This is a genomic window from Salegentibacter holothuriorum, assembly GCF_900168045.1.
GTDB lineage: Bacteria > Bacteroidota > Bacteroidia > Flavobacteriales > Flavobacteriaceae > Salegentibacter > Salegentibacter holothuriorum.
Genome location: NZ_FUYY01000002.1, coordinates 60,864 through 85,504 on the forward strand (window position 1 = coordinate 60,864; position 24,641 = coordinate 85,504).

Genomic DNA, 24,641 nt, shown 5'->3' on the forward strand with positions numbered 1-24,641 from the left:
TTATCGAAATATAGTGGGCGAAAATAATGTTTTTAACCTAATTATAAAACTTATAATTAGCAAAATAATAACTAATCGCTATTTAATCTACAGACTTTATTTTTAATTCTACTAATTCTATTTTGGTATTGGAAACTTCCAGTATTTTAAATGAAAAATTATCTATCTGCAATTCTTCATTTTGCTGCGGAATTTCTTCGGTATGGTTCACAATATAGCCACCAAGAGTTTCATAATTTTCCCCTTCCGGAACATTCAATTTATAATTTTCATTTAAATAATCCACCTCTAATCTTGCTGAAAACTTATAGTGTGCTTCTCCCAACTCTTCTTCGGTAAGCACCACGGCATCGTGTTCGTCTTCTATTTCACCAAAAAGCTCTTCCACAATATCCTCTACCGTAATCATCCCGCTAGTACCCCCATACTCATCAATAACTACAGCAATACTTTTACGCTTTTTGGTAAGATTATTCAGCACATCTTTTACCCACATGGTTTCTGGCACAAAAACTACCGGCAGGAGTATAGATTTTATAGATTCAGGTTTTTTAAATAACTCGAATGAATGCACATAACCTATTACATCATCTATAGTTTCATTATAAATTAAGAGTTTGGAAAGGCCTGTTTCGGTAAAAGTATTCACAAGGTCTTTGGGTGCCTGGTGCTGATCTACCGCAATAATCTCGGTTCTTGGCACCATAACCTCCCTGGCTTTTATATCTGAAAACTGCAATGCGTTTTGAAAAATCTGAATTTCAGAATCAACCTCCTCATCGTCTTCCACGGTTTCCATCTGCTCGTTAATGAAATTCCCCAATTCAACTTTGCTAAAAGCGAGTTGCACTTCGTCCCCTTCGGTTTTAAAGAATCTTTTTAAAATAACATCGGAAACCCATATTACAAAAGAAGAAACGAAACTAAAAAGCAGATAAAATATATAGGCCGGGATCGCAAAAAATTTAAGCATTGAATTTGCATAAATTTGAAAGAACACCTTTGGCAGGAACTCAGCGGTAAGCAAAATAACAAGGGTAGAAATTACAGTTTGTGTAAATAAACTTAGATCTACCACTAAATATTCTAGAAATGCACTATTTAAAGGCTGAAGTCCCAGAAGCCAGTTCATCAGCAAATCTCCCATAAAAAAACCATACACCACAAGGGCAATATTATTACCCACTAACATTGTAGCTATAAACTTTGATGGTTTTTTAGTTAATCTCTTTAGAATGGTTGCCAGGAAATCATTTTGACGTTTTTCAATCTCAATATAGATCTTGTTGGAAGAAATATAAGCAATCTCCATCCCGGAAAAGAAAGCAGACAGAATTAAAGAAAGTATAATTATAAGAATTTCAACCTCCATTATTCCTGCTTGTTACGCTCTTCAATCTTACGTCTAAATCGTCTTTTAAAGAAAAACATAAGGATAGATATAACCACAAAAAAGATAAACAAATAGGCTCTACTGCGCTCTGTATTCCATATTCTAAAACTTTCAAAAAGGAAAAAAGCAGCTATAAATAAGTAAGCGTATTCAAAATATTTAAAATATTTACTCATCAGGTTTATCGTCTTTAATTATTTGAACCCCAACATTGGTTCGCGATCGAAAATTACCGAAATTTTGATTAGCATCAAAACCTTCCCCCTCGTTAAGCGCACCATTTGGAAATTTAATGGTATTTGGTTTGTCGGTAAAAATCCAGTTTATGTTTTGATCCCAAAATAACTGAGAAGCTTCAAGCCGCATACTATCTGCGGTAAAAATCACCACATTCCCCTGTAAGTCTACAAGATTAGTGCCTTCGTAGATAATTCCATAATCTGAGGTAACCGTACTTTTCTCATTATTTTCGTCATAAATCTCCAATTCCAATCCATCGGGAAATTCGTGATACGGAAATTCTTTATTGGTAAAATCCATCATTTTGGGGCTTTTTAAATTAGCCACCATTCTGCCAGAATCGGTATACTTTAAGTTTATTCCCTCGGCGATAGCTTGCGGCGCGTCACCTTCTATGTCCAGCGCCCTTATTTCATTTAAATTACCCTGACACGAAAAAAGCATTGTCACGCCTATTAGCGTGACAATGCCTGTTATTATTTCCTTATATGTTAAGCTCATATTACATTTGTGGGATACGCACAGTTTCCCCTATCCAACATCCAATCTTTATAGCTTCACCGGCGCTTCTACCTTGCTGAAAAACATCAGCTTTTTGTGGTGCTCTACCTCTATAAGCAGTTGCAGTTTGATTTGCATTAGATGCAATAGATGGATCTACTCTTGCAGCTCTGGCAGCATAATCTGCTGCTAACCAATACACAGCTCTTTTATCAAAAGTAGTTTCTCCACAACTGTTTGCACTTTGAGCAATCATATTTGCTATTTGCAAATAAGCCCTACCAAAAGATGGTTTGGCATTAATTGCCTTTCTATAAAAATTTCTCGCTTGAGAAAAACTTCCTCTTTCCTTGTAATTAGAAGCGATTCTATAGTAAATTCTAGCCTGATCGCTTGGATCTTTTTCTAACTCTGCAGCCTCATTATAATACTCCAAAGCTTTTCCTCTATCGCCATCTGCTTCAGCCAACTGTCCTAAAGAGTAAGCAGAATTTGCAGAAGGCTCTAGTTGGTGTAATGCTTCAGAAACCTGGAAGAATAATGGATCTTCGGTACAATCTTTAGCAGACAATCTTGCGTTTGCATTCTGCAACCAATTTACATCAGATTTTTTCTCTTCGAAATCTTTCTTATAAAGTGGAATTAAATTATCACAATCTGCTCTGGCACCAAGTTTAGCGTTCAAAGCACCTTTCACCATATTGTAATTTTTCAAATTAATCTCGGCATATTTAATTTGCTTCTCCTCCTTAGACGTAAGCTCTTCACCTGCATCTTGCTTTTCAATTAGCGGCGCTAACTTCACAGCTGCTTGATTTTCCTCTTCTTCAATTTTCGCCATTACTTTATCGTAGTTATCAAAAACGTCCTGAAGTTCTCTCTCCCCGGCATCCTGCATATCTACCATTAACTGGAAGTAAGCATAAAGCCCTTTTGGGCTGGTAAAGTTCTCACGATCTTCTGTGTAAACTCTATCAAAAGCATTATAAAGCTCTTCGGTAGAACCAATTTTATTATCAAATTTTATTTGAGCGATATCTGAATACACTTTTCCTTTTGAAGTTTTATTTGGAAATAACTCCAAACGCTCTTCCCACAAGCCGATAAGCTCTTTTATAAATTGCTCTTTTTCTGCACCTTCAGCATTCTCAATTTTATAATTAAGAGCACGCTCTCCATACTGGAAAGTAGCCAGGCTATATTTTGGGCATTCTTCCCTAACCTTCATTAAAGGCTCATAAGCGGCATCATAATTTTTAGCCTTAGCATCATCATAAGCCAAAGCAGCCATTGTCGCACAATCATTAGATTGTGCGCTTAAAACACTTGAACCTAAAACAGCCCCTGTAATTAATGCTATAAATTTCGCTTTCATCTTTTTGTTTTATTATCGTGGTTAATTAAATTTTCTTCTTTCGAACCATCTTCTGGCTTCGGTAAGGGAAAGCCCTACTGAAAGCCTAAAGTAATCTTCCTGAATTAAACCTGAATCTGTGGTACCGCGCTGTCCATACTCAAATCCAAGGTTTATATTAGAAAATCCCGGCCCTACAGGTAGTCCAACTCCAAAAGTGATGCCAAACTCATTAATATCCTGACTGTTGATACTTAAACCTGTCTCTTCATACCTGAATCCTGCTCTATAAACAATGCGGCTAAAGTAATTAGTAAAAGAATCATGTTGTGGAATAAAATACCCACCAAATTTATATTGCGCAGCATTTGCAAAATTTGCATTCGCGCCCCCTGCACCATTTACACTTAAGAACGAATTATCATCTGTACTCACATATTCCCCACCAAAAAACCACTTTTTAGGTCTTCCAAGACCAAGACCAATTGTATATTTCGCCGGAAGTGTCAATTCAGAGTCTGAAACATCTACATCTCGCTCTTCCACCACTGTCTCACCGCCGTTACCCGAAAAAGCTATTGTCGCCAATTGCCTGGAATTTTCAGCATCTATAGTTGTGGTTGGCGAGTAAGAAGCCGCCGCATGTAATTTAAGTCCGTTTTTAAACTTTTGCTGAAAATCGGCTCCAAAATTATAATTAAAACCTAATAAATCTGTTCTACTTATATCACGAGAGCCCAATTGCACATCTTCACGAACTAATGTTCTTTGATTTTGAAGATTTCCAAAGTTATAATTTACGTCTACCCCAAGGCTTAAAGCAGGAATCACCTGATAACCCGCAGAAAGAAAAACTTTATTCATTCCGCCACGACCTTCCAGCCTACTGGCAACAGATTCTCTAATATCTAAAATTTGATATCCAACCGAAGTATATGGCAACACACCAATACCAAACCCAAGATTCCCACCCACGGGCACCCCAATGGCAAGGTAATCTAAAGAAGTAACCTTCGCGTTATCTTCGGCTGTATCCGAACTTAAGTTTAACCTTTCATGAGAACCACCAACCGCATAGGTTGTTCTGGTTAATCTCCCATATCCAGCGGGATTTCTAAGGTTTAGGTGAATACTATCAGAAAACACACTTAAGCCTCCCATAGATCGGTTCTCTACGGTCCCTTTAAAAGTGTTAAGGCCAATCCCATAATAAGAATAGGGCGATGATACATTCTCCTGAGCTGAAGCAACCACTGTAAAAAAAACAGCTACGATTACTATAAATCGTTTAATCATTGAGTCTTGTTAAATTCTAAAATGTAGTTTAAACCCTCTAAAAGAAAATTCGGGTTGGCAAATATGCTATTTTTTACCCGCTTTGACAAAATTTGCGTATCCCCTCCTGTTAAAATAACTGTTAAATATTTATAATCAGTCTTGTAGCGATCAATAATTCCATCCAACTCTGCACTTACACCGTTTAACACCCCAGATAAAATACTATTTTGAGTAGAATCGCCTATTAAAGGGGCATTTTCACCCAAAGTTACAAGCGGAAGTTTGGAGGTAAAATACTGAAGTCCTTTTAAACGCATTTGCAAACCGGGAGAAATGGCACCTCCCAGGTATTCATTCGCAGAATTTTTAAAATCGAAGGTTATACAAGTACCCGCATCTATTATCAATACATTTTCATTTTGAAAGTTCAACGAACCGGCAGCAACTAGCGCCAATCTATCTTTCCCTAAAGTTTGAGGCGAAGCATAATTGTTTTTAAACGGAAGTTTAGTGTTTTGGTTCAAAATATAAAGCTTAGTTTCCTTTTCAAGAATTTTCTCAAGCTCTGAAGTATCTTTTACCACTGATGAAAGCATGGAAAAAGCGATTTGAGGATAATCTTTTTTGATTTCCTGAAATTTTTCAAAAAAATTTTCAACTAAAAAAGAATAGAATCTCAAAACCCTAGACTCCTGAAAAACAGCAGCTTTTACAGAAGAGTTTCCTACATCTACAATTAAATTCATAGCAATTTGGTTGTGTTGGCTAAATTACAAAAGCATTTTTTTAAAATTTCGTTTGTGAGATTATAAAAATGAATATATATTTGCACCCGCTTACAACAATAAGCAACTGGTGCCTTAGCTCAGTTGGTAGAGCAAAGGACTGAAAATCCTTGTGTCCCTGGTTCGATTCCTGGAGGCACCACCTTAAAAGCCCGATACACTTTGTGTTTTCGGGCTTTTTTAATTTTGGGCTACACATAAATGAGAGATTACGGATCATTTTCAAAAGTTGTGTGTGTGAATTGAAATAATAGTTTGATTTTTGTCTTCTAAACAAAAAACATAAGACTAATTTATAGATTTGATCAAAATCTTATAGCAAGAATTATTGTTTATCCATTTTGATCTAATCCAACACGGGGTGACGCACTAAAATATAGAATTCTTCCTGTTCAGATTAACTACAATTTTTGCTTAGTCCCCAACAATCATGCTTGATCCCGAATTATTCTGTACTTATTCTGTACTAAAGGAAATAAAAAAAGGCTTCACATTTCTGTGAAGCCTTGTCTTTCCTAGTAGCGGGAACTGGACTCGAACCAGTGACCTTCGGGTTATGAGCCCGACGAGCTACCTACTGCTCTATCCCGCGATATCGACTGCAAATATAAGACTCTTTTTGAGTTTCAACAAAGCTTTTTCAATAAAAATTTAAAGAAAAAACAATAATGATATTGCATTACTGAATATCAGTAAATTACCTCGTGGCAAGCCAACAAAGCATTAAATGGAAAGATTTTTTTCGAGACAAGCCTCGGAGCATTAAATCTCGATTATCGAGTAAATTAAAGAAATAATTATTGCTCGATGTTATTCGCTTCAAAAGTCTGAAGCTCATTTTCACTGAATGAGACTCTAAATTCTATCGGATTACAACAATTCTCGCAATCCTCAATGTACGTCTGCTGGCTTACTGACGGATCCAGCAAAACCGAAATTTCCTCCCAGCAATATGGGCATTGAAAAAAATGCTCAAACATAAACTATAAATCAACATTCAACAATTGCCCGGTGAGTTGCAACAATTCCAATTCTGCAATCTTAGCATCGTATTTCGCGAGATTAAGACTGGTGTTAGCGTCTAATAGATTAACCTGAGCCTGCCTAAATTCAATAGAAGTAATTCTTCCTAAATTAAATTGCTCTCGGGAACGCTCAAAATTATCCTTATTAGTAGCTACATTTTCCTCCTGAACTTTATAAATATATAGCCTATTTTCATAATTACCAAGTGCATTAGCAATGTCTCTTCTAATTCCAAGTGCAACCTGCTTTTTTTGTAACTCCTGGTTTTCGTGGTTTATTTTAGCATTCTGAGTCTGGACGCTGGTGGTTCCACCATCAAAAAGATTCCAGTTCAAACTGACTCCTCCAGAAATCCCATCAGTAGTTTGCCTACTTCCCGGGAAAAATGCGGTTGCCGCACTTCGATTGTAATTCCAGCCATAAGACCCGCTAAGATCTATAGTTGGCAAATATCCAGATTTGCTTATTTTTATATCATAAGTTGTAATTTCCAGGTTCTTATCAAGCTGAAGTAAAGAAACATTATTGGTTTCAGCTTCCATAATAAAGGATTCCAACTGAAGTTTTGGAATAAAATTTACCGTAGTATCTACCGTGAAATCTTTACCGGTAATTTGGCGATCCAGCAACACGTTTAAATCCCGCTTTGTATTATCAAGCTGTTGGCGTGTTTGAAGTAGATTAACGCTATCGTTATTAACATCTACGCGGGCATTAAGTACTACCAGGTTATTGCTTTGGCCATAATCAAACTGATATTGCGCCCTTATTACACGGTCTTTTGAAGTTTCTAAAACATTTTCTAATATTGCTACATTTTCGGTAAGCCTGGCAATTTCATAATAAACCGTCAATAGTTGCAGCATTGTATTCTCTATAGTTTCTCTGGCCTGAAGTTTAGAGAGATCGTATTGCTCTTTTAAGCTTTTATAATTGTAGAACCTGCCTAAGCCATCAAAAAGAGTATAATTTAAATTTACTGAAGCATTATAAGAATTACTTTCTATACCTTTCTGATCTAGCGCCTCACCATCTTCAGGCTCGGTTAATCTATCGTTTAAATCGTAGCCTGCTCCTGCCCTTCCCGTAACCGAAGGCAAGTAACCAGAATTAAGAATCCCCTGATTATTCTCAGCTATTTTAACTTCATTTTCAGCTATTTCAATTCCGTAGTTACGCTCTAGAACAAGTGCGATTGCCATTTCTTTAGTAATAACTACTTCCTCCTGAGCAAAGATATTGCTGATAAAAAAAATAGCGATCACAAATATTAGCTTACCCGATCTCTCCATGTGCTTTCTCTTCTTTTTGTTCCTTTATAGCTCTTTCTACTTCTTCATTAGAAACCTTATTTCCACTGGCAAGCCATTTTCCACCTACCTTAATATTATTGCTGATAGATAGCAACAGTGGCAACAGAAGCAATGTTAAGACCGTAGCAATAGCGATTCCGTAAGAAATAGAGATTGCCATGGGCTTTAAAAATTGTGCCTGCCTGCTTTTTTCCAAAAGCAATGGAGCCATCCCTGCTATAGTGGTAAGCGAAGTAAGAAATATAGCTCTAAACCTGGCGCGGCCGGCTTCATAAAGTGCATTTTCAAACTTCATCCCATCCCGCAGATTTCCGTTGAATTTACTAATAAGCACCAGCCCATCGTTTACCATAATTCCCACCAGGGCAATAATTCCCAAAGCTGAAAGTACATTAACCGGAAAGTCGTGAATCCAGTGCCCCCAGGCTACTCCAATAATACTAAAAGGAATCATAATCATTAATAATAATGGCTGACTGTAACTTCTGAAGGTAAAGGCTATTACTGCATAAATAAGGAATAAAACAACCGGCAAAACTCCTTCTGCAGAACTGGTTAATTTATTTGCCTCCCTGTTTTGCCCTTCATAAGAAACAGACAAACTGGGATATTTTGATAGTAATTCTGGCATTACTTTACTTCTAATATCGGCAAGTATTTCAGTAGAACTTCCGTTAGGATCCTCCATATCTGCACTCACCCTAATTTCCCGAAGTCCGTTTAAATGACTTATAGATTCGGTACCGCGAACAATCTCATAATTCGCAATTTCTTCAAATGGCACACGATCTCCACCTGGAGTAGTTAAACGCATATCATCTAAATCGTTAATAGAAGAACGGTTCTTAAGATCATAACGTACCCAAACCCTAATTTCATCCTGACCACGCTGAAAACGCTGTACCGGGGTTCCAAAAAATCCGTTTCGAACCTGACGCATTACTTCATTAAGATCCAAACCTAAAGCATAGGCACTCTCCTTAAGTTGAATATTAATTTCTTTTATCCCCTGCGGATCATTATCTGTCACATCCTTTAAAAGCGGATTGTTTTCGAAATTTTCTTTTAATTCTTCCTTCGCAGCCTCCAATTCCTGAAGGTTATTTCCTAATAATGAAACCGAAACTGGCGATCCACCAAAATTACCTCCAGAGCCAAAAGTAAGATTCTCCACGCCATACACAGGGCCTACTTCATCCCTAATAGCATTGGTAATCTCAGGAGAACCAAAATCCCTTTCTTCTCCGGGAAGTAAATTCACCTGTAATGAAGCTTTGTTGTTTCCGGGACCAACCCGTTTTATAATATTTTCTACAACATTTTTATTTCCACTTTGGCGTTTACTAAAATCTTCGTTTACCCGCCAGGCTGCATCTTCTACCATAGAAATTATAGAATCTGTTCTTTCCGGGTTTACTCCTTCAGCCATTAAAAGGTTTATACTTACACGATCACTGGCAATACTGGGAAACAAAGTAACTCTAATCCAGTTTCCGCCTATAGCTCCAATAGTGAGAATTAAAACAGCTACCAAAATCCCTAAAGCTAACATTTGTTGCCTAAGAACGAATTTTAACACCGGGCTATATGATTTATCTCTCAAAAAGCTCATAACCCTATCTCCGGCACGGTTTACAACCCGCATTTTAATGAAGAGTTTTGCAAGTCCTTTTTTCTTTTTATCCTCTTCTGGATTTCTTGCCTGCAAAGCTTTAGAATGGGCAATATGCGCCGGCAAAATTATAAGCGCTTCTACCAGGGAAACTATCAGTGTTAGAATAACTACTGTGGATACTTCTCCAAAAAACTCCCCTATTCTACTATCTAAAAACAGGAAGGTTGAAAATGCTAAAACCGTAGTTAAAATGGCCGAGATAATAGGCGGAATTACTTCCATAGTACCATCTAAGGCAGCCTGAACGGGAGATTTTCCCATTTCGTAATGCTGATAGATATTTTCACCAATTACAATACCATCATCTACCAGGATACCAATTACAATGATCATCCCGAATAAAGAGAGCACATTAATGGTTACGCCGAATTGCCCGGCAAAAATAAACATCCCCAGAAAGGCAATTGGAAGTCCAAAAGCCACCCAAAATGCCAGTCTTATATTTAAAAATATTGATAAGAATAGTAAAACAAGAAAAATTCCAACCGCGCCATTCTCAAGCAACAATTGTGTTCGCTGACTTAAAGTAATAGAAGAATCTGAAACAACATCTAACCTAATGTTGCTGCTTTTTGCATTGTAATCTTTTATATACGCCTTTACCTTCTTTGCCGCCGATAAAAGATCTTCATTATTTGTATTACTTATGGCAACATTTACTGCGATATTTCCATTGAAATAAGAGGAATTGGAGGTCTCCCCAAATTGATCCCGAACTTCAGCGACATCGCTTAGGCGGGTAATTTGCCCTGTAGCTGAAGATCTTATCACAAGGTCGTTTAAAGCATCTGCGTAGTAACTTCTACTATTTGCCCTTATCAGGTAATCCTCGGCTTCTGTTTTAATAGTACCACCGGTACTTAAAATATTTGCTGCACCAACAGTTCTGGCTACTTCTTCAAAAGTTAAATCATAAGCTAGAAGGTCGTCTTGACTAACGGCTATTTCAATTTCTTCTTCAGGAAATCCTGAAATTTCAATTTGTGACACACCATCTAACTGTCGTAAATCATTTTCAACCTGTTCGCTAATGCGTTTTAACGTTACCAACGGGACACCTTCACCACTAATAGCAAAACTTATAGATTGCCTTACCCTCTCTTGTTTTGAAACTACAAGTGGCTCCATACCACCGGGAAATGTGGGCACACGATCTACCGCGTTTTTCACCTCGGTAAGCATCACATCTATATTCTCGTCCTGTTCAATTTCTACAGTAATAGAACCCCCACTTTCGCGTGCGGTAGATGTTACCCGATCTATACCTACCAGCCCCTTAAGGTTGTCTTCTATTTTTAGAATAATACCTTCTTCAATTTCTTCGGGAGCTGAGCCGGGATAATTTACATTTATATTGATAATCCTGGAGTCCTCCAGTGGAAAGAAAGAAGAGTTTAAACTGGCAATTCCTACAAAACCGAAAATTACAAATGCGAGGATTAGTATATTTACGGCTACCTCATATTTTATAAAATAACTGATTAATTTTCTCAAAGTTTCTCGGCTTTAGCGGTGTCCTCCTTTTCTTCCTGAATCTGCACCTTCATTCCCGGATAGGCACCGGGTACAGGAGCAGAAACCAACTTCTCACCGTTTTTTAGCCCCCTTATCACCACTTTATTACTTGAAAAATAAACAGGGTTAATTTCTTCTAAAACCAGGCTGCTATCTTTCACTACATAAACTTTAGAGCGGTCTATTAGCAGTTCTCTGGCAATTTCTATCGCATTGGCTTCATCCCGGGCATCTAATTGCGCTTCCAGGTACATTCCTTCTCTAATTTCAGGATCTTCAATTCTAATAAAAACCTGAATGGTTTGTGAAGCGCGATCTACTCTTGCGTTAATTCGGCTTACCGTACCCGTGTAGGCTTGACTCCCATCAAGATCCTGTAGCGCAACGTCTTCACCTATTTTTAATAGATCTGAAAACTTTTTAGCCACGGCCACTTCCAGTTCGTAAACCGATGGGTCTATAAATTCCCCAAGTTTTTGTCCCGGTCTTACTAAAGTGCCTGGATTTACCGTAGCTTCAGTTAAAACTCCATCAAATGGAGCTATGATAGTAAACTTCCGAAGACGTTCTTCCAGATTTTTGATCTCGTAATAAGCCGACTGGATTCCGCGACCGGTAATAAAATATTTCTCTTTATCTGAATCTGGCTCAGGTAATGCTTTTGTGGTATTATTTACATCGAAATTATTGAGGTAATTCTGCCATTTCTGAAAAGATTCTGGATAATCTAATCGAAGATCTGGCATGATGGAAGTAATATTATTGAATAATTCACTTTGAGCGGAACGCACACTAGCTGCGTATTCTTCTGAATTTATACCTAAAAGCACCTGCCCACGACGATAAGGTTGTCCCGGCCTAAAATCTTTACTGCTTCTTTGAAAAATTCCCTGTACTTCAGAGAAAAGTTCCAGTTTTTTAAGAGCGGTCACATTCCCATTTGCAGGAACAACAATAGGCACCTTCCGGTTTTCTACTGTCTCTACAAATACATTTTTTACAACTTTGGTGCTTTCCGGCACTTCCTTTACATTACTATCAATAATTGCTTTTGCCCCAAAAATTGCTAAAACAATAAGTAACACTCCAATAACAGAAAGAATGATTTTGCGTTTATCCATGTTTATAAGACCTCTTTCTTGTTATTTGGTTTAATTTAGAACTTAAATTTTATAAAGAGCTACTGTAAACCATCCAGCCGCTCCTGAATATCTTCCCATTCCTGCATTAAAGAATTCAGCTCTTTCTTTTTAGTTTTATACTTATCTAAATATCCTGGCTTCGCTACAACTTCATCATAACTTGTAGCTAATTCCATATCCCTTGCTTCAAGATCTTTCTCCAGCTTAGTAATCTTAGATTCGGTATTACTAAGTTTATTTTTTAAAGATTTCAGCTTCTTCTGGTCTTTGTAGGCTTTTTTGTTGGTAGAACCGGCAGCGTCTTTTTGTACTTTAGCCGCTTTTTCCTTTTTCTCTACACTACGCATATCTTCCAACTTACGCTGATCTAAGAAGTAATTAATATCTCCCAGGTATTCCTTAATTTTTGAGTCTTTAAATTCGTAAACCTTATTGGTAAGGCCCTGAAGAAAATCCCTATCGTGAGAAACTATAATTAAAGTACCTTCAAACCTGTTTAACGCTTCTTTTAAAACGTTTTTAGATTTAATATCAAGGTGATTGGTAGGCTCATCCATAATAAGCACATTAAAAGGCTGTAACATTAGTTTACAGAGCGCCAATCTATTTCTTTCTCCACCCGAAAGCACTTTTACCTTCTTATCTACTTCATCACCTCTAAAAAGGAAAGATCCCAGCATATCGCGAACCTTGCTTCGGTTCTTTTCGTTAGCAGCATCAATCATAATCTCATGAACCGTTTTTTCGCCTTCCAGATAATCTGCCTGGTTTTGGGCAAAATAACCCAATTGCACGTTATGGCCCAGTTTCAAGTGCCCTTGGTAAGAAATTTCATCAATTATAATCTTTGCAAGCGTGGTTTTACCCTGTCCGTTTTGCCCTACAAAGGCAATTTTACTACCTCTTTCTATTAAAAGATCAATTCCCTTTAATACCTGGTTATTACCATAAGCTTTCTCTATATCTTCAGCTTCTATAACTACTTTTCCCGGTTGTATAGAAAGCGGAAAACTAACATTCATCACCGCATTATCATCTTCATCTACCTCTATACGATTTATCTTATCCAGTTTTTTGATAAGCGATTGCGCCATAGAAGCTTTTGAAGCTTTTGCACGGAATTTTTCGATAAGCTTCTCAGTAGTTTCAATTTCCTTTTGCTGGTTCTTCTGTGCGGCCAGTTGTTGCTCTCTTAACTCCTCTCTAAGCACAAGGTACTTTGAATAAGGCTTATTGAAATCGTAAATTTGCCCGAGCGAAATTTCTATGGTTCGGTTAGTTACATTGTCAAGAAACATCTTATCGTGAGAAACAATAACCACGCAGCCCGAATAATTATTAAGGAAGTTCTCCAGCCAGATAATACTTTCAATATCCAGGTGGTTGGTAGGCTCATCCAGTAGAAGAATATCATTATTCTGAAGTAAAAGCTTTGCAAGTTCTATACGCATTCTCCACCCCCCCGAAAAAGTTTCGGTAAGTTTATCAAATTGCTCTCGCTGAAAACCAAGCCCTAATAATACCTTTTCTGTATCGCCTTCATAGTTATAACCGCCAATTATTTCGTAGGTATGCGTAACCTCACTTAAGTCCTGAATAAGCTGGCTGTAAGATTCGCTTTCATAATCGGTTCTTGTAGCCAATTGATGGTTAATATCATCTATTTGCTTTTCAAGTTTCTTTATTTCCTCAAAGGCCTGTTGCGCTTCTTCCAAAACAGTTCGGCCCTGTTCAAAATCAATATCCTGTTTTAAAAAACCTATATTCAGTTCTTTATCTCTCGCAATCTGCCCTTCGTCATACTCCTGTTCTCTGGCAAGTATTTTAAGCATTGTAGATTTTCCGGCACCATTCTTTCCAATTAGTCCCACGCGATCTCCCGCACCAAGTCTAAAGGTTAATTCCTCAAAAAGATATTCTCCGCCAAAAGAAACAGAGAGGTTATGAATATTAAGCATTTGTATATTTTATTTTTGCAAATATGCCTAAATTTACAATGTGAAAAAAATATGTTCACGCTCAATATACACACTCACATAAATATATAACTCCCTGAAAACCAATTATGAAATTTTTAGAAGGAAGTAAACTTTACAGTATTTTCACTGGAACCTGCCCAGTATGCCACGAAGAAAGCATGTATAAGGAGAGTAACCCCTATAAATTGAACCGCGTTTTTGATATGCACGAGCATTGTTCTAATTGCGGCACTAAATATAAAATAGAACCCTCTTTCTTTTTTGGAGCTATGTATGTGAGCTATGCTGTTGGGATCGCTTTTGCCGTTGCCGCCTTTGTAATTGCTTATTACTTTCTTGGCGGTGGCTTAATGACTTCGTTTTGGGCCATCATAGGAACCCTGGTGGTTTTTATGCCATTAATTATAAGATTATCCCGGAATATCTGGATCAATCTGTTTCTTCACTATAAACCAAATGCCGGTAAGAATTAGACAGGAAAATGCTTTTTACTCGATAATTGAGATTTAATGCTCCGAGTCTCGTCTCGAAATTGAAAATATTATTTCTATGAAGGCCCCGTGTGCTTGTTCCGAGGTAGTTTACTGAACCTTTGTATATCTATTTCGGGGGGAAGCTGAACCTCATTTTCAGCAAACTCAATTAATTGTTCTGAAACCATTGGGGAAATAAGCACACCTCTACTTCCAAAACCATTACAGCAATAAAGGTTCTTATGTTTTGGATGCCTCCCCAACATTGGTTTTCTATCTTTACTGGCAGGCCTTATTCCTGCCGACTGGTCTACTACCTCAAATTTACAATTGATGAGTTTTGATAGTTTTTTTTCCAGTTCTTCCCTGGCTTCCAGGCTGGGTTGTGGGTCTTTATCCTGATTATTGTAAGTTGCCCCCACTTTATATAGACTATTTCCCAGAGGAATAATAAAAACCGAGGACTTCACGGCTTCCTGAAGTTGCAATTCTTCTGAATAAATTGTGAGGTATTCTCCTTTATTTCCGCGTAGCGGAAGATAATTAAAGAAAGGATTATGTTGCATTCCAAAACCTTCGCAAAAGATAATTTGCCTGGCTGAAATACCTTTATATTCTACTGAATCTAAATTAATTTTAAGATCATTGTATTCAAATCTTTCAAATTTTATTTTGCCCTCTTTCTTTAAATAAGTTCGGTATTCGCTTATTAAAACATCAGTATCAATAATTCCGGTTTGCCGAACCCTACCAAATGAAAATTCAGAAGGAATACAAGGATTAATCTCCTTAACCAGATCGGTATCCAAATATTCCGACAGCAGAGGTTTATCTGCTGCTTCAAACCAATTATTCTGTTCTTCAGCAGAAAAGAATTTCCTATAAATATCTAATGGATAAACGATCTTAGCCTGCAATTTAGTCTCCATTTCCTTATAAAAAGGAATCGCAGTCTTCATATGATCATTTGCATTCCAGGCCAGTGTAAACCGCTTAAGAATTACCGGATTAAACAACCCGCCGGCAACGAGAGAAGACTTTTGAGAGTTGTCCTCAAAAACTACAAATTGCTTATTCCTTTTTTCTAAGCCTCGGCTTATGGCAATACCACTTAAACCTAATCCAACTACTATATAATCTAACATAAGTCAAAAATAAAAAATTAAAGGCAATTAAACCCTGGCCTATAACTTAGAAGAGAAGTAAACTACTTCGGAGCAAGCTCACGAAGCATTATTATTGAAAAATATAATTTGATTTCGAGGCAAGCCTCGGAGCATTCAATCTCGATTATCGAGTAAACTAGTAATTGAGGAACGGCTTTGTAATTAAGGCTATCGATTCCTTTATCAGGATTTTAAGTTTTCAATATTGGCATATGATAAAACAATTTAGTTTTGAGACCCAATCCTAAATAGACCAAAAAAGAAAAGCGCTCCCAGGGGAACGCTTTTTTATAATTTATATAAGCCATATTGGAATTAGTAATTCCACATATCCAACTCAAAATTTCGAATCTGTTCTTTTATGCGCTGTGCTTCCAGAAGCTCCATAAACGCATTATCTACAATATAATCATCTACTTCACGATCTCCATAAACATTATCTTCTTTATAGATCATTGAAGAAAACCTTCTTGAGTTAAGCAAATGATCGAATGTGACCGTTTGCGCAGAGCTACTTCCTGTAAAGGCCTTGTTTTCGTGTAAAACCTCTCTGGCATCAGGAAACCATATCCAAAATAGTTCAACAAGATCGGTTTGACCAGAGTCTATAAAGTTAACATCTGGAGCAACGGGTGCAATACCTAAAAGACGATACTTCATTTCAGCCTGGCGTTTATCAAAATACCACATTCCACGAATATGATATTCGGCTATATCAGCAGCACCAAGATCTCTACGATCTATAAACTGCGCATCTACCTGTTCCCCTGCATTATATTGTTCAATACCAAGATCTGTAGTATCAACTTTAGAGATAGTTGCCTCAATATCTTTTAAAGTACGCTTTTCGGTAAAATAAGAATCGGCATAGATATTTTTAATTTTTCCATCTTTAATAGCAGTAACCAAAACATCATAAAGTGAACGGCGATTATTTCCAATATTATTAACATCTATTGGGTAATACAATGGGAAATTCACTCTTTCATCAAGATCAATTTTCTCCCATACGTTTTTAGACCATAACACATCCCGATCTTCAATGTATCCATACTCAAGTGGCTTATCGTTAAGGTCACTTTGAGTCTGAGCCTCGGTTTTCTTACCTATATCATCTGGACTCTTGGCGTTTAAAATATTCGCCTGACCGTAGGATGCTACCGTAAAAACCAACACCAAAGCATTCAATAAAAATCCTCTCCAACTCATCTTCTAAATTTTATTAGTTTGTCAACTCAACAATAACAGGAGCTACCTTTTTAAGCTTGTAACTTGAGTTACCAGCAATACCGGCCTGAATATCGAAAATCTGTACAGTCTCACCTCTACCTGCTCTTCTTAGAGCTGCCTTTGCATTGTTATCTAGCTTACTCCCGCTAACTCGTATAGTAGGCTGTCCAGGAACCTTGAAACTGAAGCCTGAAACATTAAGATTAAGATTAAAGTCAAAGTCTGGTAAACTTGCACTAATAGTAGAGATTTCTAAACTATTACGTTGCATCTTAACCGCTCCATCTTCACCTCTTACTGTTCCTACTGGTTGAGGAATATCTTTAATCCTAAAGGTTTTACTATCTGAAACAGTTTCTCCCCCTGGAAGTTTACCACTTACATTAATAGCAACTTCCCTTGCCTTTAATGTAGTAACATTCATCACATATTTCCCAGCACCACCGGCTGAAGAAAGTCCAGGTGCCTGGGCGCTAACACTACCTACACCAGGAATGGAAATCGTCATAGGGTTTTGAACCCCACGATAAAGCACATTCATTTTATCAGCCGAAATAACAGCTGAATTTGGTTTTGGTATAACAGCATAAGAACTATTAATTGGAATTCTAACAATTGAATCCCCTTCTTTAAACTGAAGCTCCCCATTTATCTCTTTTTCTCCTACATTTCCTGCAGGAAAATCCAACATTACCTGACCGGCTTGAGTACTTTCTACATCATTACCGTTTATGGTTACGTTTTCAAATTTTAAAGTTGGGTCTACACGACCTAAAACAACTTTACCTTTAAAATTCTCTCCACTAAAAAAAGCAGTCTTATCTGGCACCACAATTGCCTGGTAGTTTGTTAAAGAAACATCGCTTTGCAGCTGTCCTTCAAGCATTGCAGACAAGATATCATTTTCTGTTGATGTCACATCAGATTGTATCTGCGTTAGTTTTGTAAGCGAAGCAATTAAAGGAAACCCCTGATAGTTATACATTAACCAGGGTTTGGTTACATTTTCATTATTTGTTACTTCTTCAGTAGAAAAATCTTTTGCTACTTCACTTCTAATTTGCGGGAAACCATCTCCCAAAATAGCAAGCACTTCATTTCTATAATTATCTATTTCAGCTACAAATTCTTCACCTCGTGGGGTTACTCTTCCACTGGCAAAAAATAAATTGTCGAGCTTATCTGCCCTATCCATAGCCTCATAATTACTCTTATCTTCTACCTCAAATTCTGACAATAATTCGTCTTTAAGACTTCCTATGGTGGTATATAAATTATCTGAAAGCGTACTAATTTGTTCTGCTTTAGCTTTTAATTCTTCATATTTTGCAGGTTGTTCCTGGGCTTTAGCGGCTAAACCAGCCATTGCCATATCGTTACGTTGAGATGTAGTAGCATTAGATTCCTCCAGGTCCTCATTCATTTGACCGAAGGCTGTCAATACTTCTTTAGACATATTTAGTGCCATCATCGCGATGAATACCAAATACATCAGGTTAATCATCTTCTGTCTTGGTGTTTCTTTTCCAGACGCCATGTGCTAATTAGTTTGGTTCATTAATAATTTAGTTTTTCAGGTAATGCAATCACTAATTAGACATGCTACGGGTACCATTCATTGCTGTAAGCATACCCCCATAAACTCCGTTTAACGAGGAAAGGTTTGCAGCAAGCGATCCCATTTCCTGGTTTAATTTACCGGCATTCTCAGCAACCTCCTGGTTAATTTCTGCTTGACGAGAAGCTGACTCTACCTGAACTTTATAAATGTTATTTAATGTTTCCATTTGAGTAGCAGCCGTGGTAAGTTCTTCACTATATTTCTTTTGTGAAGCCATAGCGTCTACAGTTGGTGCAATTCCTTTTGCAGCTCCTTCAAAATTGCGAATGCTATCTCCAAGACTATGCATTAAACTTGCATCTATTTTAGCTTCTTTAAGCATTTCATCTAATTTCTTAGAAAGTTGCCCTTGCGTTTCTTTGTTTTCCTCAATTACAGTAGCGCTGCGGCGACTTCCCTGTCCACCGGCTAATTCTGGATATACCAAAGACCAGTCAAGATCATCATCTGCCGGTTCAAAAGCAGAATAAGCAAATACAAAAGCTTCTACCACAAGCCCCGCAATAAGCATAGGGTTTGCATAAGGCCAGTGCATAATTTTAAAAAGGGCACCTAGTATTACAACTGATGCACCTAAACCGTACACCATGTTAGTTATTCTCTTAGTTGAATTTGATTTTGCCATAATAATAAAATAGATTTAGATTCTCTACTGGTTAAATAGGTTATTAATTATCTGTTAGGTTGATTTAGGGTAACATCTGTCCCAAGGTAATCCTGAACTGTTCTAAAGCCAATGTAGCTTCTTGCTGAATCTGCATACTCGTAATCCCTTGAGCTTACCTGAAGGAAATAAGCAACATCCTTCCAGGAACCTCCACGAACTACTTTTCGCATATCATCAGGATTATTTACGGTTGGGTTCATTGAAGACATATATTCATAAGACGCAGGATCGTAAGACGAATCTACCCACTCTCCAACATTTCCTGCCATATTATAAAGTCCATAATCATTAGGATCGTAAGATTTTGCCTCTACGGTATACAATGCCTGATCTGCTGCATAATCTCCTCTTAAAGGTTTGAAATTAGCCATAAAGCATCCACGGTCGTTTTTAGCATAAGGCCCTCCCCATGGATAAGTAGCTCCTTCCAATCCGCCACGTGCAGCATACTCCCATTCACCTTCAGTTGGCAAACGGTAAGAAGGCACATTGTGATCTCCTTTTTCTCTTCTGTAATAATTATGATATAAAGTTCTCCATTGCGCAAAAGCCCTTGCTTGTTTCCACGAAACTCCTACTACCGGATAATCATCAAAAGCGCTATGCCAAAAATAATCGTTATGCATAGGCTCATTATAAGAATAATTAAAATCTCTAATCCATACCGTGGTATCGGGATATACCGAAATCTCTTCTCTTTTTATAAAGTTACTTCTATTACCTTGTTCTTTCGCAGCGTTCTGAACATCCATCCACGAATAAGTAAATTTCAATTTTTCAACATCAATGGTACGCTGTCCATTATAAACCTCTTCCATTGGAATGTACATCATATCCATTACCTCGGCATAATATACATCTGGATAATCTTCAGTATCCCAAATAATATCTATATCCTTATTTAAACGACGATTCTCGTAAGTATCTGAAACACCACCCTGGCCATAAGTATTCAGCATATATTCTTCATAGGGCGTCATATCGGCTTCATCGGTATCTAGAAATGCATAATCACCAATCCCATCAGAACCTTCGGTTTCACCCATATTTTCAGCCATAATAGCCAATTCAGTCCTAACTATAGAGTCTTTCACATAATCTACAAACTGACGGTATTCGGCATTAGTTATTTCGGTTTCATCCATATAAAAAGAACGCACTGTTACCGTTTTTGGTGGTGCATTACGTTGGCCTGCGATATCATCATCAGACTTACCCATAATAAAGGCACCTCCAGGAATTAATGTCATCCCCAGCGGTTTCTCCGGATTCCACTTTTCCCCTTTCGCACCAACCAGCTGTCCACGATCTCCACGCCCACAACTTGCAAGTAAGGCTAGAACAGCTATTAGCGAAATAAATTTCTTCATAGTATTTCTTAGGTTAAGACATCTCAATTTACGGCAGTAAACCTATCTAATTATTTTTTAAAAAACAATATTTTGGATAAAAATACAGTAAATCAAATTAATGCGTGAATTTATTTTAAACTTCGTTTTTTCTTTTTGCTTTGTACCACCTTTCAGGAATTACCTGATTACAGGCCTCTAAATAATCTTCCTCACTGCATGGTAATAACGTACTTCTTTTAAGTTTAGTATCCACATGAGCAAGAAATGGAATTTCTATCCACCACCGCCCACTCACAGGACTTTTGTAAAAAACTAAAACTTCATCATCTATAGGCACCTGGTACTTTATAAACTCTTTTTTTGCCGAAATAGTATTTTCATTAGTTCGGTAATTTACACCTTCAGCAAAATACCACATCATTTGCGCCATTAACATAGCTCCTAAATTCCCGAATTTAAGGTTATCATATTCGTAAATTCCGAAAGAGCTCACTTTGTCGCTAATCCCGGCATAGCGAGCTAATGCGCAAATTTCTTTACCGTCAAATCCGTTAGGCGAAGAAATATCACGTGAACCAGAAGAAGGAGCACTAACCGCTGCTAAATCTATAGCAACCATATTTGCATCACGCATTACCGGTTCTACCAATTTAAAATTATTACTTACCTCCCCCAGACGATATGCATCAAAAAAGAGGCGCTCCATTAATTCTATTTCGTCCTGGGAGTTAAAATAGGTTTGATAGCCAATATTTGAATAATTAAACAAATTATATGGCTGATTCACCACTATTTTACTAATATAAGACCTGTTGCTAATCGAATTTTCCGTATCTCCCAAATCGAAACGGCTATCTATATTTACAAGATTTACCATTTGATCTAAAGTATCGTAAGCCCGGTATTGTGCGTAAACCAAATCCTGACTTCCACCTAAAAGCACTGGAATCACATCTTTTTTCACCAATTGGGCCACCAAAGTCTGCACCGCAAAATAAGTATCTTCTACTGTTTCTCCTTTTTCAATATCTCCCAGATCAGCAATATTAACATGCCAGTTCCCTGGAAATAAACTATAAAAAGCCTTTCTTACATCAACAAAATCGAGAAAATCTATTTCTTCACCAAGACGGTTTTCTTTAATACCAACAATGGCCATTTGCACGTCTTCCATGTCTGGAAAACCTTGAGCAATGGTATGTTTCTTAACTAAATTAGCCAGAGAATGCTCACCAAAACCGGCAATTTCTCTTAGTAAATCTTCAGAAAGGGGACTCAGAAAATCTAAATCCATATATTATTTCTTCTTTTTGGTAGTGGTTTTCTTTTTAGCCGTGCTTTTCTTAGCTGCCGACTTTTTAGCCGGAGCTTTCTTTTTGGTGGTTTTCTTCTTCTTTTTAGACTTTTCTTCTAAAATCTCCTGCACCTCCTGTAAAGTCAAATTCTCGGCATCTGTGGTTTTCGGCATTTCAATTTTAGTCTTGCCTTTTATGATATTATATCTTCCCCAACGTGCTTTCTCAACTCTAATTCCTTCTTCTTCCCAATTGTGGATCAACTTCTCACGCTCTTTACGTTTTTTATCCTCAATTAGGGTTTCAATATCTTCAATAGAAAGATTATCAAAATCGTATTTCTTATTTACGTTAATGAAAATACCATTCCATTTTAAGAAAGGACCAAAACGACCCACACCTTTTTGCACCGGCATATCTTCGTAATGGTGAATTGGCGCATCTGCCTTTTCCTTTTCCTTTATCAACTCCATTGCACGTTCAAAATCTACGTTTAATGGATCTTCTCCTTTTTCAAGGGAAACATATTTCTTACCAAATTTCACATAAGGCCCAAAACGGCCATTATTTACCTCAACTTTTTCATCTTTATATTCTCCTAATTCCTTCGGAAGCTGGAAAAGATCCATCGCTTCTTCGTAAGTAACCGAATCTAAAGTTTGGTCTGGACCAAGGCTGGCAAATTTTGGTTTTTCATCGTCTTCTACCGAACCAATTTGAACCATAGGCCCAAACTTTCCTAAACGCACACTTACAGGTTTACCGGTTTCCGGATCTTCGCCTAAAATTCTTTCTCCAACTTCACGGTCGGCATTCTTAGCAACATCTACAACCTGCGGATGAAAGTCTGCATAGAATTCTTTCATCATATGCGTCCACTCTTCATTTCCTTCCGCGATATCATCAAAACTTTGTTCTACTCTCGCGGTGAAATTATAATCAAGAATGTTTGAAAAATGATTTACAAGAAAATCGTTCACCACCATTCCCACGGCAGTTGGCACTAATTTTCCTTTATCACTTCCAACGGTTTCAGATAATTTATTTTCTTTAATATCAGCACCTTTCAGTACAAATTGCAAATACTCCCGCTCTGTACCATCTACCGATCCTTTTTCTATATAATTTCTATTCTGAATGGTAGAAATTGTAGGCGCATATGTAGAAGGACGCCCAATACCCAACTCCTCTAGTTTCTTAACCAAAGAAGCCTCTGTATACCTATAAGGTGGTCTGGTAAATCGCTCTGTAGCGGTAATATATTTATTGTTAAGCGGCTGATTTTCCTTTAAAGCAGGCAACATCCCGTTTTGTTCTTCTGCATCTTCATCATCGTCTGTACTTTCTAAATAAACTTTTAGAAAACCATCAAATTTCAAAACTTCTCCATTTGCAGTAAACTGCTTATCGTGTTTAGAAGCTTCAATTTTCACATTGGTACGCTCTAGTTGGGCTTCACTCATTTGTGAAGCGATAGCTCGCTTCCAGATCAGCTCATATAAGCGTTGTTCGTCACGATCTGCTCTTACCGAATGGTTAGCAAAATTAGTTGGCCTAATCGCCTCGTGAGCTTCCTGTGCACCCTTTGTTTTTCCTTTAAACTGCCTGGATTTAGCGTATTTATCTCCGTACGCCTTTAAGATTTCTTCTTTGGCACCTTTTCTCGCATCTTCGGAAAGATTCACCGAATCTGTTCTCATATAAGTAATATGACCCGCTTCGTATAAACGTTGCGCCATAGTCATGGTTTTACTTACTGAAAAATACAACTTTCTGGCAGCTTCCTGTTGTAAAGTGGAAGTGGTAAAAGGCGGTGCCGGGGATTTCTTCGCAGGCTTGGTAGTAAGTTCTGCTACTTTAAAATCTGACCCAAGGTTTTGTTGAAGAAATGCTTCGGCTTCTTTCCTGGAATCGAAGTTCTTTGGAATTTTAGCTTTAAAAGATTTACCATCTTCCGTAGTAAATTCGGCGTCTATTCTAAATGAAGCTTCCGCAGTAAAATTTTGAATTTCTCGTTCTCTTTCTACAATAAGTCTCACTGAAACAGATTGTACTCTCCCGGCAGAAAGACCTCCTTTAACTTTCCGCCATAAAACCGGTGATAGTTCATACCCCACCAACCTATCTAAAACCCTACGGGCTTGCTGGGCATTTACTAGGTTATAATTAATTGCTCTTGGATTATCAATAGCTTTAAGAATAGCCGATTTAGTGATTTCGTGAAAAACAATTCTTTTTGTTTTATCCTCTTTAAGCTTAAGCTCCTCTGCAAGATGCCAGGCAATAGCTTCTCCCTCCCGGTCTTCATCACTTGCCAACCAAACCATTTCAGCATCTTTAGCAAAGCCTTTTAGTTTTCTAACTACATCTTTCTTGTCTTTAGAAACTATGTATTTTGGTTTAAAATCGCCTTCAGTATCTACACCCAATTCTTTTGTAGGTAAGTCGGCAATGTGCCCAAAACTGGACGCTACCTTATAATCTTTACCTAAAAATTTTTCGATGGTTTTTGCCTTGGCAGGGGACTCTACAATCACTAAATTCTTTGCCATAACTCTCTTTTTTCTAGCTGCAAAAGTATATCAATTTTTTTTTAACAACCTAAATGATTTTACAAAACAACTATAATTAGCTGG

General features: G+C 37.5%; 19 protein-coding genes and 2 tRNA genes. 2 read left to right on the forward strand and 19 right to left on the reverse strand.

Going from position 1 to position 24,641, the window contains the following annotated elements; translation table 11 throughout:
* Positions 1-82: 82 nt before the first annotated feature.
* Genes B5X51_RS04620 through B5X51_RS04645 form a run of 6 tightly spaced genes read right to left on the reverse strand, consistent with a single transcriptional unit; the run spans position 83 to position 5,512 of the window.
* Positions 83-1,372: a hemolysin family protein gene (locus B5X51_RS04620; protein WP_079719725.1), complete on the reverse strand. Its 1,290-nt coding sequence runs from the start codon at positions 1,370-1,372 to the stop codon at positions 83-85.
* The gene (locus tag B5X51_RS04625; protein WP_079719726.1) at positions 1,372-1,569 is read right to left on the reverse strand and encodes a hypothetical protein; all 198 of its coding nucleotides are present in this window, start codon (positions 1,567-1,569) and stop codon (positions 1,372-1,374) included. Before B5X51_RS04625 ends, B5X51_RS04620 begins: the two co-directional genes overlap by 1 nt.
* Positions 1,562-2,134: an LPS export ABC transporter periplasmic protein LptC gene (gene lptC, locus B5X51_RS04630; RefSeq protein WP_079719727.1), complete on the reverse strand. Its 573-nt coding sequence runs from the start codon at positions 2,132-2,134 to the stop codon at positions 1,562-1,564. The genes B5X51_RS04625 and lptC overlap by 8 nt, the downstream gene beginning before the upstream one ends.
* A 1-nt stretch (position 2,135) precedes the next feature.
* On the reverse strand, positions 2,136-3,509 hold the full coding sequence (locus B5X51_RS04635; protein WP_079719728.1) for a hypothetical protein: 1,374 nt from the start codon (positions 3,507-3,509) through the stop codon (positions 2,136-2,138).
* 21 nt (positions 3,510-3,530) lie between these two features.
* Positions 3,531-4,784, reverse strand: coding sequence for a BamG family beta-barrel-assembly machinery protein (locus B5X51_RS04640; RefSeq protein WP_079719729.1), 1,254 nt, complete (start codon positions 4,782-4,784; stop codon positions 3,531-3,533).
* Complete coding sequence (locus tag B5X51_RS04645; protein WP_079719730.1) at positions 4,781-5,512, reverse strand: type III pantothenate kinase; 732 nt, start codon at positions 5,510-5,512, stop codon at positions 4,781-4,783. The genes B5X51_RS04640 and B5X51_RS04645 overlap by 4 nt, the downstream gene beginning before the upstream one ends.
* A gap of 108 nt (positions 5,513-5,620) precedes the next feature.
* Between B5X51_RS04645 and B5X51_RS04650 the strand changes: the two genes are divergently transcribed.
* A tRNA-Phe gene (locus B5X51_RS04650) sits at positions 5,621-5,693 on the forward strand.
* Between the two features lie 377 nt (positions 5,694-6,070).
* Here the strand turns inward: B5X51_RS04650 and B5X51_RS04655 are convergent.
* The 6 genes from B5X51_RS04655 to B5X51_RS04680 form a co-directional block, all read right to left on the reverse strand.
* Positions 6,071-6,143: transfer RNA gene (locus B5X51_RS04655), tRNA-Met, on the reverse strand.
* A 205-nt stretch (positions 6,144-6,348) separates the two neighbouring features.
* Positions 6,349-6,531 carry a CPXCG motif-containing cysteine-rich protein gene (locus B5X51_RS04660; protein ID WP_079719731.1) on the reverse strand — a complete coding sequence of 61 codons (183 nt, stop codon included), beginning with the start codon at positions 6,529-6,531 and terminating at the stop codon, positions 6,349-6,351.
* Positions 6,532-6,534: 3 nt separating this feature from the next.
* Positions 6,535-7,869 carry a TolC family protein gene (locus B5X51_RS04665; RefSeq protein ID WP_079719732.1) on the reverse strand — a complete coding sequence of 445 codons (1,335 nt, stop codon included), beginning with the start codon at positions 7,867-7,869 and terminating at the stop codon, positions 6,535-6,537.
* The gene (locus tag B5X51_RS04670; RefSeq protein WP_079719733.1) at positions 7,853-11,059 is read right to left on the reverse strand and encodes an efflux RND transporter permease subunit; all 3,207 of its coding nucleotides are present in this window, start codon (positions 11,057-11,059) and stop codon (positions 7,853-7,855) included. The genes B5X51_RS04665 and B5X51_RS04670 overlap by 17 nt, the downstream gene beginning before the upstream one ends.
* Complete coding sequence (locus tag B5X51_RS04675) at positions 11,056-12,201, reverse strand: efflux RND transporter periplasmic adaptor subunit (protein ID WP_079719734.1); 1,146 nt, start codon at positions 12,199-12,201, stop codon at positions 11,056-11,058. The genes B5X51_RS04670 and B5X51_RS04675 overlap by 4 nt, the downstream gene beginning before the upstream one ends.
* A gap of 59 nt (positions 12,202-12,260) precedes the next feature.
* Entirely contained in the window at positions 12,261-14,180 is a 1,920-nt protein-coding gene (locus B5X51_RS04680; RefSeq protein WP_079719735.1) for an ABC-F family ATP-binding cassette domain-containing protein, read from the reverse strand.
* A gap of 107 nt (positions 14,181-14,287) precedes the next feature.
* Between B5X51_RS04680 and B5X51_RS04685 the strand changes: the two genes are divergently transcribed.
* The gene (locus B5X51_RS04685; protein WP_079719736.1) at positions 14,288-14,674 is read left to right on the forward strand and encodes a DUF983 domain-containing protein; all 387 of its coding nucleotides are present in this window, start codon (positions 14,288-14,290) and stop codon (positions 14,672-14,674) included.
* A gap of 74 nt (positions 14,675-14,748) precedes the next feature.
* On the opposite strand, the gene B5X51_RS04690 is transcribed toward B5X51_RS04685, so the two are convergent.
* The 7 genes from B5X51_RS04690 to topA all read right to left on the reverse strand — a co-directional run bounded on the left by B5X51_RS04690 (position 14,749) and on the right by topA (position 24,557).
* Complete coding sequence (locus B5X51_RS04690) at positions 14,749-15,819, reverse strand: NAD(P)/FAD-dependent oxidoreductase (protein WP_079719737.1); 1,071 nt, start codon at positions 15,817-15,819, stop codon at positions 14,749-14,751.
* Positions 15,820-16,155: 336 nt separating this feature from the next.
* Positions 16,156-17,049, reverse strand: a complete 894-nt coding sequence (gene porN / locus B5X51_RS04695) for a type IX secretion system ring subunit PorN/GldN (RefSeq protein WP_079719738.1) — start codon at positions 17,047-17,049, stop codon at positions 16,156-16,158.
* A 13-nt stretch (positions 17,050-17,062) separates the two neighbouring features.
* Entirely contained in the window at positions 17,063-18,607 is a 1,545-nt protein-coding gene (porM, locus tag B5X51_RS04700) for a type IX secretion system motor protein PorM/GldM (protein ID WP_079719739.1), read from the reverse strand.
* Positions 18,608-18,659: 52 nt separating this feature from the next.
* Complete coding sequence (gene porL / locus B5X51_RS04705) at positions 18,660-19,316, reverse strand: type IX secretion system motor protein PorL/GldL (RefSeq protein WP_079719740.1); 657 nt, start codon at positions 19,314-19,316, stop codon at positions 18,660-18,662.
* A 47-nt stretch (positions 19,317-19,363) separates the two neighbouring features.
* A complete protein-coding gene (gene porK, locus B5X51_RS04710; RefSeq protein ID WP_079719741.1) occupies positions 19,364-20,728 on the reverse strand; it encodes a T9SS ring complex lipoprotein PorK/GldK in 1,365 nt (454 codons plus the stop codon).
* Positions 20,729-20,843: 115 nt separating this feature from the next.
* Positions 20,844-22,004, reverse strand: coding sequence for a formimidoylglutamase (locus tag B5X51_RS04715; RefSeq protein WP_079719742.1), 1,161 nt, complete (start codon positions 22,002-22,004; stop codon positions 20,844-20,846).
* Positions 22,005-22,007: 3 nt separating this feature from the next.
* A complete protein-coding gene (gene topA, locus B5X51_RS04720) occupies positions 22,008-24,557 on the reverse strand; it encodes a type I DNA topoisomerase (RefSeq protein WP_079719743.1) in 2,550 nt (849 codons plus the stop codon).
* Positions 24,558-24,641 lie beyond the last annotated feature (84 nt).